We start from the raw sequence: 16,216 nt of genomic DNA, 5'->3' as shown, positions 1-16,216 counted from the left end.
AAAAAAGCCACTCGGTCAGGAGTGGCTTTCACAGTTAAGCTTTTAATTAGTATATTATTTTTTTGGAAACTAAGGTATCATCGTCTAAAGTGACTTTTACAATTAAACCTGCCGTTGTTTTATTTAAATGACTCAAGGTGTATTTCAAAGTATTTACCTTTTTATAACTATCAATTTTTCGTCCTAATAAATCATATACGGCAACGCTTTTTATCAATTGGTTAAAAGATTGTACCGTGACATTTTGATTGACAATCACATTTACGGCATCAGACTTAGATAAACTAAAGGTATCGGTGCTTAATGTTTTGTCGATGTATCGGAGTACGAAACGATCGTTAAAGTCACCTTTTTCTGTGTTGAAAACGTACGGTTTTTCTTTTAAATTATGAATTACACTCAAGTCTTTATCTTCTAAATAAATGTTTTGAGTATCGAAAAGTCCATCAATATGATCAATTCTAATTGATAATTCCCCAGTAATTTCCGAATTATATCCTAGAGTAACCTGATCATTTTCATCAAATGGTAACGCACGTCCTTGAATCGTTAATTGAGCTTCAGGTATTATGGAGTAGAAAGTAACATCATTGCCTCCTAAAGATTCTCCGTCAAAACTCCGGTCTAATTCTTGTGTAGCACCCGCAACATATCCCACCAATGTTTGGCTGAAGGCTCCTGAGTTGTTGGTTAAATTTATCCAAATACGGTGTCTCTCTATATCAGTAACACTCTTCGGAATGGCTTCATCTTTATTGTTTTTAGTCAACTTAAAGAAATCGCCATTTTTCCCCGCTACACCCACACGCATGCTATTGTTGAAAGTTGCGTTTGCAGTTGTGCCATTTGCCATGCTATTTGCTGCTTTTACAAAGAAGGATTGACCAGAGGCTATATAGCCAGTGGGTGTAGACCCTCCTATAAAAGCAGGTGCTGTAGCAGTGCCTCCTGTTGTATTAAAAACGGCATAATCAGCGTCTGTGTAATTCAAGACAAAATCACCGTAGAAAGGATCAGGAGGTATAGTGCTTGGTTGTGAATTATGCGTCCAAAGATAGAGCGTTCCTTCAATAACCGGAACATTGCCTGCTAAATTTAAAAACGCTGCAGCGTCAAGTGCCGATGGATAAGGGTTTGCTATAAGGTTCCATTCGTCATTCTCAGCATCAACATCTACCGTTCCAATCAAACTTCCCTTGCTTATTGAAGCTGCTATATTTCCATTGTTAGGAGTTCCTGTGAAGGTCGCGGTATAGGATGTTTTAGTTGAGCTGCTAAAAGTATTAGGAGCACGTACAATATACCCTTTTCTTGGATCCATAATGGTAGCTGTCGTTTCGTTTTGCCAATTACCTGCCCCATTAGCAATTGTTGGGACCCAAGAAAACATCAAAGGACTACTAGAGGATAATGATCCTAAAGTAAAATTAGAAGCTAATGTTACTGGTGAACCCCAATACGTAAAATCAAGTTTAGATATCGGTGGCGTAATTCTTTCAATATTTACAATCCCAGTATTTGCAATATTATTTGTTTGAATTAAGCTTGCTTTGTCTCTTATGTTAAAAGTTGCTCCAGGTTCAACAATAATATTATCCGTAACTGTGAGGTTTTTGCCAGATTGTAATTCTAAATTTCCTGCTGGAGCTTTTACTGTCACTGTTTTAGCAAAAGCATCAGGAGTATTCATAATTTTTGAAGCAGTCCCTGCAGGAACAATTACACAAGTACTAGATGTAGGCACAGCTGCGGGCAGCCAATTACTTGCTTTGTTCCAGTCGTTATCTGTTGTTCCTTTCCAGAATTTAGTAGTGTTTTGTACTGTAATTGGCTGCGATGCCGCACAGCCGTTTGAAAGTGTCGCCGTGGCAGTAAAACTATAACTACTGGATTCCAGCTGAGTTGTTGTAGGTTTTATGTATACAGTTGGAACGGCAGTTGAGTATGGTACCGTACATGCTGCATCTGAGTATGCATCTACAGGTGTAGTGCTCGACCAGGAAAAAGCAGTACTCAAAGGAATAAATCCAAATAATTTTACGTCATCTATGGCGATTCCGTCTACCCATTCTCCATAATAACGGATGCGTATTTTCAAACTAGGCTGATTAATATAAGCATTCAAATTGAAAGATAAATTTCCAAAACGAGTTCCAATTCCAAGGTCAGAAGTCCAGCGACTTATCTCTGTCCATGATGTTCCGGCATCAGTTGAAACATCTACAGTTACATAATCTAAAGTTGTTGCAGTGTCGTCTATGTAATATCTTGAATAAAATGCTTTAAATGTTAATGTTAAATCTAAGTACCCAGTTGAATTCACTGATTTCGAGACTAGACCATTATGAGTAACATAAGGGCCCACGTCTGAAGTTGCCATAACAAATCTATTAGAGCCAAAACCAGAGGAAATTGCAGGGAACCAGACTTGTTGTGCGGGAATAAAGGTACTTGTTCTTATTTGCCAAGAGGTTAAAGGATCAGTAGCTACGCCATTGGTAACATAATTCAAGTTTATGAAATCACCAAGAGTTCCGTTTTCAAAGCTTTCATTAATAAGATAGGTTTGTTGCTTATCGCCCGAGGCTGTCAATGCTATAACTCCATTTTCTCCACAAACGATTGGATTTGATGGCGTAAAGGTTAAAGTGGGTATTGGATTTATATTTGCAACAATAGGAGTTCTGACCAGCGATTCACAGGTTCCGTTATTAGCGGTTACATAATAGGTTGTAGTAGCAGTTAGCAAAGGAGTCGTCCAGCTGTTAGTAGCTGTGTTTACGGGTGTTCCTCCAGTTTCGGAAGTGTACCAACGATAGCTGGTTGTACCTGCGGAGCCAGTTACTGATAAGTTTACTTTTCCGGGACCACAATTTATTCCATCAGTTACACTGGTAACGAGAGCCGAACAACTTGCCACTACGGTGAATAAGTAATCTTCGGTTTCACCACCATAATTTATGTTTGCACATGGACCAAATGTAGGTGTGGAATTTGAATCTACAGGATTTTTTGTGTCTCTACTATTAATTCGGATGCGTACTCTATAGTCCCCAAGTACTGCGCTATTAGGAATTGCAAAGCCAAAAGTTGTCGAATAGGTTGCTATTCCTCCCGTATTATAAACGATTTCTCCTGGATCCGCATAGGTACCGTCTCTGTTCCAATCTACCCACGCCTTCATGTAGGAAGTGTTTTTCGCTTGAACAAAGATATTAACTCCCTCACCTTGTGCTTGAATTGGTTTAGACGCTAGTCCGGTATAATCCTGAAAGCCTAACGGAGAAGTAGAATAAGTAGAATTATTTGATGTGTCGTTTAGCGTACCAACAAAGCTTACATTACTAATATAATCATAATTTGCCCATGTGGACGTTGAAACTGATGGAACACAATACGAACTTGCTACTAGCGTGGCCGATGTTCCGTTCAATGGTGTTGTGGTATAGTATAAAGGTCCGCCTGTACACAAAGAATTATAGGAAAACACATGTATGTAATAAGTAGTCGATGGTGTTAGCCCAATAGCAAGGAACGTATTATTATTGTCTATATCAACCACTTTACTACTGCCAATTACATCACCTATGTTATATGTTGTTCCGTTTACCGGCGTTGGTGCAGTATTAACTGTACTTATTGTTACTAAATAATTATTTGCAATTGGATTAGCATAAGTGAATGAACCTCCTATTGAATTTCCAGTTGGGGTTAAAATTAAGACAGTTGGTTGTGCTGAAGGCGTTGCGCAAATTGAAGCGTTTATAATACTGATAGTGTAATCTTCAGTTTCACCATATGTACCAAGCATAGTACAACTCAATCCTGATGCGGACGTAATTGCTGTAGCATACGCATAACGGACGCGCATTCTAGTTGTACCTGCTGCGGCTCCTAGTGGTATAGGAATTGAAATTGTAGTGGTTGAACTAGCAGCGATTGTATTACTGATTAAAAAATACTCCCCGGCATCTGTAAAAATACCATTTTGATTAAAATCAATCCATACACCTGCTCCATGAGTCCCTGAACCTGTTCCAACTTTCAAACTAAAATTATAACTTGTACCTTTAGTTAAAGATGTAGTCTGTGTTCCTGTGGCAGCATAATTAGTATATCCGCCAGTCCCACAAGTTGAAGTGTTGTTTAATGTATTGATGGTTACATTACTGATTAAATCATTTGCGGTGCAGTTTAAGTTTCCTGTTGGAGTACAATAAGTCGCTGTTAGAGTTGTGGTATTTCCAGTTAAAGGTGCTGAAATATTGTACATTGGACCTCCTGAACAGAGAGAATTATATGAAAAGACAAAAATGTAATATTTCTGTAATTGACTAAGTCCAGTAGCTGAAAATGAATTGTTGTTGTCAATATCTGCTACTATATTGCCGGAACCAACAGTATCGCCAATGGCGTATGTTGTTCCATTTGCGGGAGTTGGAGCAACACCTGTGGTATTAATCAAAATTAGGTAGTTATCCACCGCAGGACTCGCTCGGGTGAACGAACCTGTTATGGTATTTCCGTTTGCGGTCAAAGACAATGCTGTTGGTTGGAACAGGGGAGTTATGCATGATGCAGGAGCAACCACATTGACAGAATAATCTTCTGCTTGACCATAACCTGTTCCTGTTTGACAAGGTCCTGTAGGGTAGGTATTTAAATTTTTCATGGTACGCATACGGGTAACACCTATTATTGCTGTTGCAGGGACTACTATATTACCTGTTAATGCAGCCGCATCGATTCCAGTTGAGTTAATAATAGTTCCTAAGTCGTAAATTTCGTTTGCAGTGTTTCCAAAAACTCCGTTATGATCCCAGTCAATATAAACTCGAATGTAATTTGTGTAGTTACCATTAGTATTCCCTTTTACAGAAATTGCATTTGTTGCGGATCCTTGTATTACTGATCCTGTTAAACAAAAGCTTTCATAATCTAAACCTCCAATAGAACTAGCGGAACTGTTGTTAATTCCAGCAAAGGTTACATTAGTTATAGGCAGAGTAGCGTTTGTAAAACTAGGCGTGCAATAAGATAATAGAGAGGTATATGAAATTTTAATTTGACCGTTACCCCCATTTCCTCCATTATATGAATTACTTCCATTTCCGTTGATCGCACCACCACCACCACCACCAGGGGAATTTCCGTTATTTCCATCATTATCAGTACTCCTTCCTGCCCCACCAGTTCCTCCAGAAGGACTATTACCACCAGCTCCGCTTAATGTCATAATTCCAGCCGTCCCAGATCCACCTGACGAATTTGTCGTGCCACCGCTTGCCGATCCTCCAGTTCCCGCTCCTCCAGTATTGGATCCTCCAGATGTGCCGTAGCCAGCTGTTAGTGTGAGAAATGTTGTATTAGAAGTGGAGTTTCCAGCACCAACAACGAAGCTGATAACTTGCCCAGGAGTAACTGATAATGTGCTTGTTGAGTACGCACCACTTCCTCCACCTCCACCATATGTGCTTTTTCCTGAAACATTACCTCCTTTTCCCCCAGGTCCCCAAACTTGTACTGAAATTGAGCTTACGTCGCAGGGTACAGTCCATGTTCCGCTTCCAGTTCCAGTGGTGGTTACTGTTGTCTGTCCATTCATGGTATTCCCGAAGAAAAACATCATCAACAAACTCAAAAAAGTAATTACAGACAAGATTTTAGATTGTTTCTTTTTTGCAACACTTGAGTAAGAATTAGTATCAAGATTCAATGTAATTTTATTATTATCAGTATTTTCGAATAAGTATTTTTGCTTCAAAATGCGGGTATATTTACAGGGGTTTGGTGAAATCGCAAACAAAATATTACATTATCGATAATGTGACAAATAAAACCGATGAACTGCATAAATAGTCGTTGTACAGCATTTTTAATCGATAAATGGAGCATAAGTTTTTGTAATTAATGATTTTACGTAATTTTTTTATAAGAAATAATTACAAAAAATGAATTCTTATGTGAGTTTTTCCGTGCATCTAGGAAGCTGATATTTTACGAGCCCGATAATTTCAAAAAATTGAATTTTTATATGTACTTTACTGTACTTTAGTTCTACATTTAATTTCCACCAATCAATGTTTCTAATTGTCACTAAATATTTAATTCCTAAAGGCTATCGTGGATTAGCTGTATTTCCCTTTGTGTTTATAAAATATAAGGTTGATAAAGAAAATTTGTTTTTTATAAATCATGAAAAAATTCATATTCGTCAGCAATTAGAATTGTTGGTATTTCCTTTTTTTATTTGGTATTTTCTGGAGTATTTGGTTCGATTCATTCAGTATAAAAATGCTGACTTAGCGTATAGAAATATAAGCTTTGAACGGGAAGCCTACGCTAATGAATTGAATTTATCGTATTTAAGAAAACGCTCTTTTTTGCGCTTTTTAGATTATTTAGCAAAAAAATAATACTGATTTTGAGTAAAATAGCAGCAAACATATAGTAATTGGGTTGTTATCACTTAAATCTACATTCGCCAGTTGGTCAATTACAAATTGAATAATTTGTCTAAATTACGATTAGCTGGATTTAATTTATAAATCAGAATCTTTCAGTTTATGTATCAGGATCAAGTTGTTTAAATAATCTGGACTACGATTAAAGTATCTATTTTTAAAATCGATATCGTTTTCGTTGTTTCGAAAACGTTGTAGTTAAGCAATTTATAAAATTATCATAAAATTACAACTATTTTCGCGTTAAATCGAAAGATTAGTCAATTATTGACCTGATTATTTAATTTTCAAAAAAAAAGTTTAGTTAGGGCTTGATGTTGTTTAGATGTATAATTTGTACAAGTATAAATTAGTCAAAATGTATCTAAGGCAGTAGTTGCTTTTAGTGTTCTGCTTCTTGCACTTTTATGGTAGTAAAAGGAATAACAATCGGAACTCAAACAGATCGTGATGGATTTTAATACTTTTTTTATTTAAAAAAGTTGTGATTTTCTGTAGGTTAAGATGGATCTCAAGCAATCAAAAATATATGAAAAATAGTGTTTCGTTTTTATTCTTTTTATTATTACTTTCGAAAGTATCCAACGCACAAGTAGGAATCGGGACAACTACTCCTGAAATTTCGTCGATACTAGACATCCAATCTACTAGTAAAGGATTTCTATTGCCTCGCTTGACTTCAGCGGAACGAGACGCAATAAGTTTACCTGCAACAGGACTTCTTATTTATAATACTACAACTTCTTTATTCAATTTTTATAATTTGGGTTGGAAAGATTTTGTTACAGGTTTAGTTTTGCCAATAAATGGGGGAACTGGAATAGCCAATAATAACTTGTCAACGCTTGCATTACCTGGAGCATTTGCTACCACAATTACAACAACGGCAGTAACAGATATTACATTACCAAAAACAGGAACTTTATTTGGAACAGAAGTAGGAAGTATACTTTCAGCACAAATGCAAAATTCACTGACCGACGAGGTAGGTAGTGGAAAATTAGTTTTTTCTGAATCTCCAACTTTTACAGGCATAACGGTAGCTCCAACAGCAGTTGTAGGAACTAATACTACGCAATTAGCAACTACAGCATTTGTATTGGCTAATTCAAATAATTATAAATCCGTTAATGGTACAGCAGAAACATCTACCAGTTCAGCAGCGGATATTGTAATACCGGGTATGTCACTAAGCCCCTTGCCTGGAACTTATGCTGTCACTTTTAATGGGCAATATACTATTGTGCCAGGCAATAAAGCGGCGCAGGCTGTAGCGGATTTGCAAGCGCTTTACAACCAATTGAATGGTATCCCAGTTACCAATGCTGTCCACGGCGCTGTATTTGGAAACGGGGAGATCCTGCTTCCGGGAGTTTATAGTGTAGCTGGCGCATGTTCCGCTGCAGGTACTCTTACTTTAGATGCACAGGGAAATTCAAATGCTCTTTTTGTTATTAAAGTGGGAGCAGCCTTTAGTATAGGAGCAAGCACAACGATAATGCTGCTGAATGGGGCATCGGCAGCTAATGTTTTTTGGTTGGCTAAAGGAGCTATTACTTTAGGAGCTTTAACTATCATGAAAGGAACCCTCATTGCTAATACTGGTGCAGTTTCCTTAGGAGCTAATTGTACATTAGAAGGAAGAATGCTATCTACTGCTGGAGCCATAGACATTGATTCATCAATGATAACTAAAACTGCAAATAGTTCACATGCCAATTTAGGTGTTTTGTCTTCCTTTGCGATGTTCACTTCTTCTGGTAATGTTAGCAATTCAGGGATTTCAAATATTACTGGAGACATTGGCGTAGGTGCAGGTACTTTTTCAGGTTTTCAAACTGCTACAGTAAATGGTACTTTTGTAAGCCCCGGAATTGATAGTGCTATTGCTACTTTTAGTGTTTATCAAAATGGAGTTTTAATCGCTAACTCAAGTAGAACGAGATCAAGTACTGTAAATACCGTAGATGTGTCTCTGCAAGCGATTGCAACTGTTTTGGCAGGTGAAAACATTGACGTCCGTTGGAATACAGATTCAGGATCAGTAAAGGTAAATAACAGAATATTAACACTAATCAATGTTAGGTAATTTTTACGGAAGTGGTGTGATGCTATGTATAAATATTTTTTTAAATCTTGTTGAAGAGTTTTTTTTAATTAGAAAATGAATAATGATAACGTGCTGGTTGTAATTAGTTTTTAATTATAATTTTCGGGAATTCGAGTAATTTTTGATAGAAAAAGGTATCGAAAAGTAAGAAGTTATTAGTAATGAGGGTTATCGCAATACATTTTTTATTCCTTTTTACTGCATAAAAACACTTGAAATAATATTTTGAATTAGAGTACCCAGCGGGTAACTTTTATATAATCAGTATTGTTTTTTACAGGCCCAAAGTGACATATTTCAAAAGTGTAATGACAGGTCATTTTGATACTGTAAAATTAAAAAATGAGTTGTCAAATTACAAAATATATTGTTTTCAAAGTATTAATATTTTAGATAAATGAGGAATAATACCCTGTTTTTATATGTTTTATTCCTTATAATTTCAGAAATGAGCAGTGCACAAGTAGGAATAGGTACTAGTAATCCCGACGCTTCATCAGTTCTGGATGTTAATTCTACCGATAAAGGATTTTTGATGCCGCGTATGACTACAGTGCAGCGAGATGCTATTAGTTCGCCTAGCACAGGACTTCTTATTTACAACACTACCACATCAATTGTTAATTTTTATGATTTGGGTTGGAAAGATTTTATTACAGGTTTAGTTTTGCCAATAAATGGGGGAACTGGAATAGCCAATAGTAACTCGTCAACGCTCACTTTACCAGGAGCATTTGCAACTACAATTACAACTACTGGATTAACAGACGTTGCGTTGCCTCGTTCTGGAACTTTATATGGAACAGAAACAGGAAGTACAACTTCAGTACAAATACAGAATTCATTGACTGATGAGACTGGAACCGCAAAGTTAGTTTTTTCAGATTCTGCAACCTTTACAGGAATACCGTTGGCTCCAACTGCAGCAATTGGGACAAATACGACACAATTAGCAACTACAGCCTTTGTACTGGCCAATTCAGATAATTTTAATTCGGTTAGTGCAACGGAGGAGATAGAAACTAATTCAAATACTGCTGTCGTAATCCCAAGAATGTCGTTAACTCCTGTGGCTGGAACTTATCTGGTTATGTTTAATGGTCAATATAGTATACCTTCCAGCTATACTTCCAGATCAGTAAATACGGCACAAGGCAAATTAGATTTAAAAACGGCATACGATCAGTTGATAGTTGTTCCTACCACTAATGCCATTCATGCACCTTCTTTTGGTAGTGGCGAGATTTTAGTAGCCGGAGTGTATGCAATTGGAGCTGCAGCATCTGTTGCAGGAACTTTAACTTTAGATGCTGAAGGAAATCCCAATGCAGTGTTTATTTTTAAAATTGGAGGAGCTTTAACTACAGGATCAGCAACTAATATTGTATTGGCTAACGGAGCCTCAGCATGTAACGTATTTTGGGTTGCAGAAGGAGCCGTCTCGATGGCCGCTTCCACTGTAATGAAAGGAACGGTTATTGCTAATAATGGAGCCGTTTTTATGGGCGCTAATGGAACTTTTGAAGGTAGATTATTCTCAACAACTGGGGCCATTAGTTTTGGTCCCGGAACAGCGTATATGCCCTTAAGCTGCTCTTATCTTAATTTAGGGACATTAGCTACTTTTGTTATATTCACTAGTAATGGTGCAGTTAGTAACACTGCAAATTCTTATTTGACTGGGGATATAGGTACGAATTTAGGTGATATTTCAGGTTTTGAATATTCAAGCGTGAATGGTTCTCTAATTAAACCTGGTATTACTTCTATAGCGACTACCAGCAAAGCATTAGCAACGCTTAGTATATATCAAAATGGAGTTGTAGTGCCTAACTCGAGTAGAACTTGCGCAAGTAATTTGAATACTGGATCAATTTCTTTACAGGCAATTGCAACAGTTTCCTCGGGGCAAAATATTGACATTAGATGGGAAATTGATTCAGATGCAATAATTCTGAAAAATAGAATTTTAACCATAATGAGTATTAGATAATAGTGTTGCAAAAAAAGATAAATTTGATTTTAGATTTTAATAAAAAAGATTTATAAACAAATTTAGCAGTGTCTATAAAAGTATTTGAAAATATTTGGTGTTTTGCCAGTTTTTATTTTTAGTTTTTAATATGAAAGTAAAGCTAGATTTTTGCGGTAGTTTTATTTTTACGTTTCGCTGTTTTTTATTTATTTTGTAGTTATAAAAATAACGTAAGAAATTATATATTTTAGGATAAAAAATACGTAGTTAAACGTTATATTGAGCTTTTTGAAGGTATTTGTCCCGGAGGTAATACTAATTTTTTTAACTTTAACTAAAATATTCAGATTGTGGTTTTAGTTTTCTGAAAATTGGGATTATAAACAAATCTGAATTTAGTTCGTATTCTAAAACGTTCATTGTTTATTACTGCGAATAGTTTACATGTAATTGAATTACTTTTAAAATTATAAATTAATTAAATGCACTTGTCTATGAGCTCAAAAATACATAATCGATTATCCCTGTTCATTGCGGTGTTTTTATTTCAGAGCTACGCCAATGCCCAACTTTTTGTAAGTGCAAATACAAATGTCTTTGTAAACAACGAAGTAGTGTACGTAACGCAAGATGTGGAGTTAGATGCTGCAACCAGTAATTTTTATTTACGGCAAGATGGGCAGTTACTTCAAGGTACTACAACAGCTGGTACGAATAAAGGACTGGGTAACTTATCGGTTTTTCAGGAAGGAACAACTAATAATTTTCAATTTAATTATTGGTGTTCCCCAGTCGGAGGGAACATTGCCGCTGCAGGGAATTCTCCTTTTGGGATTACCCAACTCAAAGATATTGTAAATTTGACAGAAAGCAATAATCCTACTATTTTAGCGATGAATAATTACAATGGTACAGCTAGCCCCTTTGCAATTGCGCCCTACTGGATAAATAAATTAGTAACTTCATCCGAATATTCCAGTTGGATTCAAGTGGGTTCCGCTTCTAGTATAAATGCAGGAGAAGGATTTACCATGAAAGGAACGTCTGGAACTAATTTAATCACCGTAAATGGGGTTCAAAACAATCCTGGTACTGCGCAACGCTACGATTTTAGAGGAAAACCAAATGATGGAACAATATCGATCCCTGTTGCCTTTCAGCAATTTACCCTAACAGGGAATCCATATCCTTCAGCTATTGACTTGTCCGCTTTTTTAACTGATGCGACTCATTGTACTGGGATTGCTTATTTTTGGGAACAGGATAAAACGGTAAATTCACATTATATCGCAGATTATAAAGGAGGCTATGGCGCTTTTTCTCCAGGTGCTCCGGATAGCAAAGGACTCTATGTACCTGCGACTTTTTATTCGTATGATGGTTCAGGAAATGAGGGAACGGCTACAGGGACGGGTGGAACTTATGAAAGACGATTTTGTCCTGTTGGACAAGGATTTATGATTGATGGAAACGCTAATGGAACAGTAGAAATGAAGAATATTTACCGAGTTTTCGTTAAAGAAGATAAAGTAAATTATTCTCAATTTGAAAAAAACGCAAATCAAAACAAAACAAAAAACACTTCTGGTTATTCCGCTAAAATTCAATCTGTTTCTGGATATGATTATACAAAAGTAAGTGTTGCTCCTACACCCCAAATTCGATTTAATACGTTGTTGAATAACCAAGGGGTCCGTCAATTAGCTTTGGCATTTATTCCCGAAGCTACCGATGGTGTGGATCATGCAATGGACGCTATGTCTTCAAATGATGATTCGGCCGCAGATGTATATTTTGTGCTGGAGGATTCCGAATTTGTGATTAATGCTTTAAAATTTGATATCGATAAAAGTATTCCTATCGGTTTTAGAAATACCGGAGAAGCGAATTATAAGATTACGGTTAAAGAAATTTTAAATTTTACTGATGCTTCCAACGTTTACTTACACGACAAGGTTAAAGATTTATTTTATGACATCAAGAATAGTTTTCACGAGTTGATTTTGCCTTCGGGAGTCAATAATAAACAATATGAAATTACTTTTAAGACTAAAACGTCTTTAGGTTTGGAAGAAAAAGCAATTCAAAATTTTGTAGTTTATCAAAATAACACCGAAAAAAGTCTAACAATAAGTAATACATTATTAATGGATCTTGCTACTTGCAGTTTGTATGATGTAGCTGGGAAGATACTTTTCAGCAAAAAAGATTTAGGTACAGAGGCCTCGTATAAATTTCCTACCTCGGGCTTAAGTGACGGTATCTATATCGTTAAGCTTGCAACAAAGGATAAAATCGAAGTAGGAAAAAAAATTGTCATCAAAAACTAAATTCGTTTTAAAACTAAAAACTAAAGTGCAATCTGTTAAGGTTGCACTTTTATTATTTATAAATTTTATCTTTGTCCAAAATTTTTTTGGTTTGAATCAACAATTAACAATGCAATTTCCAAACGCAATCACCGTACATGTCAAACGGGAAGATTTGCTTCATCCCTTTGTTTCTGGAAATAAGTTTAGAAAGTTAAAGTATAATTTACTTCAGGCAAAAGAAGAACAGCAAGAAACCTTGCTCACTTTTGGCGGTGCCTATTCTAATCATATTGCGGCAGTAGCTTTTGCTGGAAAAGAAAAAGGTTTTAAAACGATTGGGATTATTAGGGGGGAGGAACTACGAGATAAATTTTCGAAAAATCCAACCTTACAATTTGCCCAAAACTGTGGAATGAAATTCGAATTTGTAAGCAGAGAAACCTACCGTTTAAAGCAAGAAATTTCATTTTTAAATATATTAAAAGAAAAATTCAGCGATTTTTATCATATTCCTGAAGGAGGAACTAATAAGTTGGCAATCAAAGGGTGCGAAGAAATTTTGACTGAGGAAGATAGCGCATTTGACTATATCGGCTGTTCAGTAGGAACAGGTGGGACTATTTGTGGAATTATAAACAGTATTTTCTCACATCAAAAAGTTTTAGGATTTCCAGCGTTAAAAGGGGATTTTTTAAAAGAGGAAATTCGTAATATTGTAAATAATAATAAGTGGGATTTAGTGACTGATTATCACTTTGGTGGATACGGGAAAGTTACTATTGAGTTAATCGCATTTATTAATCAGTTTTATGCAGAAAATGGCATTCCTTTGGATCCTATTTATACTGGAAAGATGGTTTTTGGCGTTATAGACTTAATACACAAAAACTATTTCCCGCCAAAATCAAAAATTTTACTTATTCACACCGGTGGCATACAAGGAATTCAAGGAATGAATTTGAAATTAAGGAATAAACAATTACCAATAATAGATATCAATGTTTAAAAAATATGTACTGATTGCAGTAATACTGACCTTGGTTGGCTGTAATGCCACCAAGTCCGTTATTATAACGACGAAAAAAACACCTTCAAAGCCAAAAACGGAATTAGTTCGTACCGCTAAAAAGCCAATTATCACAAAAGTACTAGTTTCAAAACCAGTTCCTGCTAAACCTCCAGTAAAAAAGCCAGTTGTAGCTAATACATCCAAACGTGACCATCCTAATCAAGTAACGGAAGTAATAGTTTCAACGTCACAAACAGTTGTAAGTAGTGATGTTGTAGTTAATTATGTAACTCAATTTAAGAATGTCGCCATGGATAACATGAGGACTTACGGTATTCCGGCAAGTATTGTATTGGCTCAGGGAATTCTGGAATCTGGAGCGGGAAGAGGAGATTTAGCAGTAAATGCCAATAATCATTTTGGAATAAAATGCCATGAAGACTGGACCGGAGAAACTATCAAGCATGATGATGATTCCGCGCAGGAATGCTTTAGGAAATATGATAATGTAGCGGAATCTTTCAAGGATCACGCTTTGTTTTTAACAACCAGAGGACGATATTCTAATTTATTTGCTTTGCCAAAAGGTGATTATAAAGGATGGGCAAGAGGATTAAGAATAGCGGGTTATGCTACAGATTCAAAATATCCTAATAAATTGATTTCTTACATCGAACGTTATAATTTAAATCAATACGATGATCAGGTCTTAGGGAATGAGAATATAGTATTAGAAAAGCAATTAACCGGAAAAATCCCTTTGGAGACGATAAAAAATACAACTCGTGAAGTATCTTTTTACCAAGTTCAAAAAGGCGATACGTTATATTCTATTTCCAAAAAATTCAATTTAGGAATTAATGAGTTAAAAGAAAAAAATAATCTAGTAGTCAATACCCTTTCGGTTGGGCAACAGTTGAAAATTTAACTGTAGTTATTTGTTAAATTTATCAATCCATTCTTCATAAGAAGTCAAATATAAAATCCAAATTTTAAAATGTTATATACAAGAAGTAGTCAGCTTTTTGCTGAAGCAGAAAAAGTAATTCCAGGAGGAGTAAATTCGCCCGTAAGAGCCTTTAGAGCCGTTGGTGGAACCCCTATTTTTGTCAAAAGTGCCAAAGGTGCTTACTTATATGATGAAGATGGAAATCGTTTAATCGATTATATCAATTCATGGGGGCCAATGATTTTAGGACATGCTTATGAACCGGTGGTGCAAGCCGTGATTGAAAAAGCCAAATTAGGAACTTCGTTTGGGATGCCCACCGAATTAGAAACGCAAATTGCTGCTTTAGCCGTTTCTATGGTGCCAAATATTGATAAGATAAGATTCGTAAATTCCGGGACTGAAGCTTGTATGAGCGCCGTAAGACTGGCTCGCGGATTTACTAATAAAGATAAAATAATAAAATTTGCCGGTTGCTATCACGGCCATTCTGATTCTTTCCTAATTCAGGCGGGAAGTGGTGCAATTACTTTCGGGTCACCAAACAGTCCTGGAGTTACTGCTGGTACTGCAAAAGATACTTTGTTGGCAAAATACAATGATCTCGAAAATGTAGCGGAATTAATTGATGCCAATAAAAATGAAATTGCAGCGATTATCGTAGAACCTGTTGCAGGAAATATGGGTTGTATTCCGCCAAACAGCGGTTTCTTGGAAGGATTGCGTCAGCTGTGTACTGACAATGGAATTCTATTGATTTTTGATGAGGTAATGACTGGTTTCAGACTTGCTGCTGGAGGTGTTCAGGAATTATTTAATATCAATGCCGATATCGTTTGCTTCGGAAAAGTAATAGGAGGAGGCTTGCCGGTAGGAGCATTTGCTGCCCGTTCAGAAATTATGAATTATCTGGCTCCATTGGGTCCAGTTTACCAAGCAGGAACTTTGTCAGGAAATCCTTTGGCAATGGCTGCAGGATTGGCAATGTTAAAAGCATTAGATGCTGACCGTGCGATTTTTCAAAGATTAGAAGAAAAAACAGCTTATTTAGCTGCTGGAATGGAAAAAGTATTGAAAGCTAATAATGTGGTTTTTACAATCAATAGAATAGGTTCTATGGTTTCAGTTCATTTTGACGCTGATCCTGTTGTTGATTTTCAAACGGCTGCTAAAGGGGATAATGAAACCTTCAAAAAATTCTTCCACGGATTATTACAGGAAGGGATTTATATTGCACCATCGGCGTACGAAACTTGGTTCATAACGGATGCATTATCCTATGAAGACTTAGATTTTACCATTCAAGCGGTAGACAAAGTATCTAAAACATTTTAAACGAAAAAAAGACCCACATTTGGGTCTTTTTTTATGAAATAAGATGAAGTACTTCAAGTAAA

General features: G+C 36.2%; 8 protein-coding genes. 7 read left to right on the top strand and 1 reads right to left on the bottom strand.

Annotated features, from left to right (window positions below):
- Window positions 1–46: 46 nt before the first annotated feature.
- Complete coding sequence (locus ACFX5D_RS08270; RefSeq protein ID WP_379857761.1) at window positions 47–5,764, bottom strand: GEVED domain-containing protein; 5,718 nt, start codon at window positions 5,762–5,764, stop codon at window positions 47–49.
- Window positions 5,765–6,080: 316 nt separating this feature from the next.
- Between ACFX5D_RS08270 and ACFX5D_RS08265 the strand changes: the two genes are divergently transcribed.
- The 7 genes from ACFX5D_RS08265 to hemL all read left to right on the top strand — a co-directional run bounded on the left by ACFX5D_RS08265 (window position 6,081) and on the right by hemL (window position 16,154).
- Complete coding sequence (locus ACFX5D_RS08265) at window positions 6,081–6,416, top strand: hypothetical protein (protein ID WP_379857760.1); 336 nt, start codon at window positions 6,081–6,083, stop codon at window positions 6,414–6,416.
- A 577-nt stretch (window positions 6,417–6,993) separates the two neighbouring features.
- Window positions 6,994–8,553, top strand: a complete 1,560-nt coding sequence (locus ACFX5D_RS08260; protein ID WP_379857759.1) for an ice-binding family protein — start codon at window positions 6,994–6,996, stop codon at window positions 8,551–8,553.
- Window positions 8,554–8,971: 418 nt separating this feature from the next.
- Window positions 8,972–10,567: an ice-binding family protein gene (locus ACFX5D_RS08255; RefSeq protein ID WP_379857758.1), complete on the top strand. Its 1,596-nt coding sequence runs from the start codon at window positions 8,972–8,974 to the stop codon at window positions 10,565–10,567.
- Between the two features lie 476 nt (window positions 10,568–11,043).
- Window positions 11,044–12,879, top strand: coding sequence for a T9SS type A sorting domain-containing protein (locus tag ACFX5D_RS08250; protein WP_379857757.1), 1,836 nt, complete (start codon window positions 11,044–11,046; stop codon window positions 12,877–12,879).
- 109 nt (window positions 12,880–12,988) lie between these two features.
- Entirely contained in the window at window positions 12,989–13,867 is an 879-nt protein-coding gene (locus ACFX5D_RS08245) for a 1-aminocyclopropane-1-carboxylate deaminase/D-cysteine desulfhydrase (RefSeq protein WP_379857906.1), read from the top strand.
- Window positions 13,860–14,798, top strand: a complete 939-nt coding sequence (locus ACFX5D_RS08240; RefSeq protein ID WP_379857756.1) for a glucosaminidase domain-containing protein — start codon at window positions 13,860–13,862, stop codon at window positions 14,796–14,798. Before ACFX5D_RS08245 ends, ACFX5D_RS08240 begins: the two co-directional genes overlap by 8 nt.
- Window positions 14,799–14,867: 69 nt before the next feature.
- Window positions 14,868–16,154 carry a glutamate-1-semialdehyde 2,1-aminomutase gene (gene hemL, locus ACFX5D_RS08235; protein ID WP_379857755.1) on the top strand — a complete coding sequence of 429 codons (1,287 nt, stop codon included), beginning with the start codon at window positions 14,868–14,870 and terminating at the stop codon, window positions 16,152–16,154.
- The last annotated feature ends 62 nt before the right edge of the window (window positions 16,155–16,216 follow it).

The sequence above is a fragment of the Flavobacterium fructosi genome, assembly GCF_042787335.1.
Lineage (GTDB): Bacteria > Bacteroidota > Bacteroidia > Flavobacteriales > Flavobacteriaceae > Flavobacterium > Flavobacterium fructosi.
This window is presented reverse-complemented; position numbering and strand designations above follow the sequence as displayed.

Bases quoted from the DNA above. Each gene is read 5' to 3' on its own strand.
- ACFX5D_RS08265 (WP_379857760.1), top strand. From the start codon at position 6,081: ATGTTTCTAATTGTCACTAAATATTTAATTCCTAAAGGCTATCGTGGA.
- ACFX5D_RS08260 (WP_379857759.1), top strand. From the start codon at position 6,994: ATGAAAAATAGTGTTTCGTTTTTATTCTTTTTATTATTACTTTCGAAA.
- ACFX5D_RS08255 (WP_379857758.1), top strand. From the start codon at position 8,972: ATGAGGAATAATACCCTGTTTTTATATGTTTTATTCCTTATAATTTCA.
- ACFX5D_RS08250 (WP_379857757.1), top strand. From the start codon at position 11,044: ATGAGCTCAAAAATACATAATCGATTATCCCTGTTCATTGCGGTGTTT.
- ACFX5D_RS08245 (WP_379857906.1), top strand. From the start codon at position 12,989: ATGCAATTTCCAAACGCAATCACCGTACATGTCAAACGGGAAGATTTG.
- ACFX5D_RS08240 (WP_379857756.1), top strand. From the start codon at position 13,860: ATGTTTAAAAAATATGTACTGATTGCAGTAATACTGACCTTGGTTGGC.
- hemL (WP_379857755.1), top strand. From the start codon at position 14,868: ATGTTATATACAAGAAGTAGTCAGCTTTTTGCTGAAGCAGAAAAAGTA.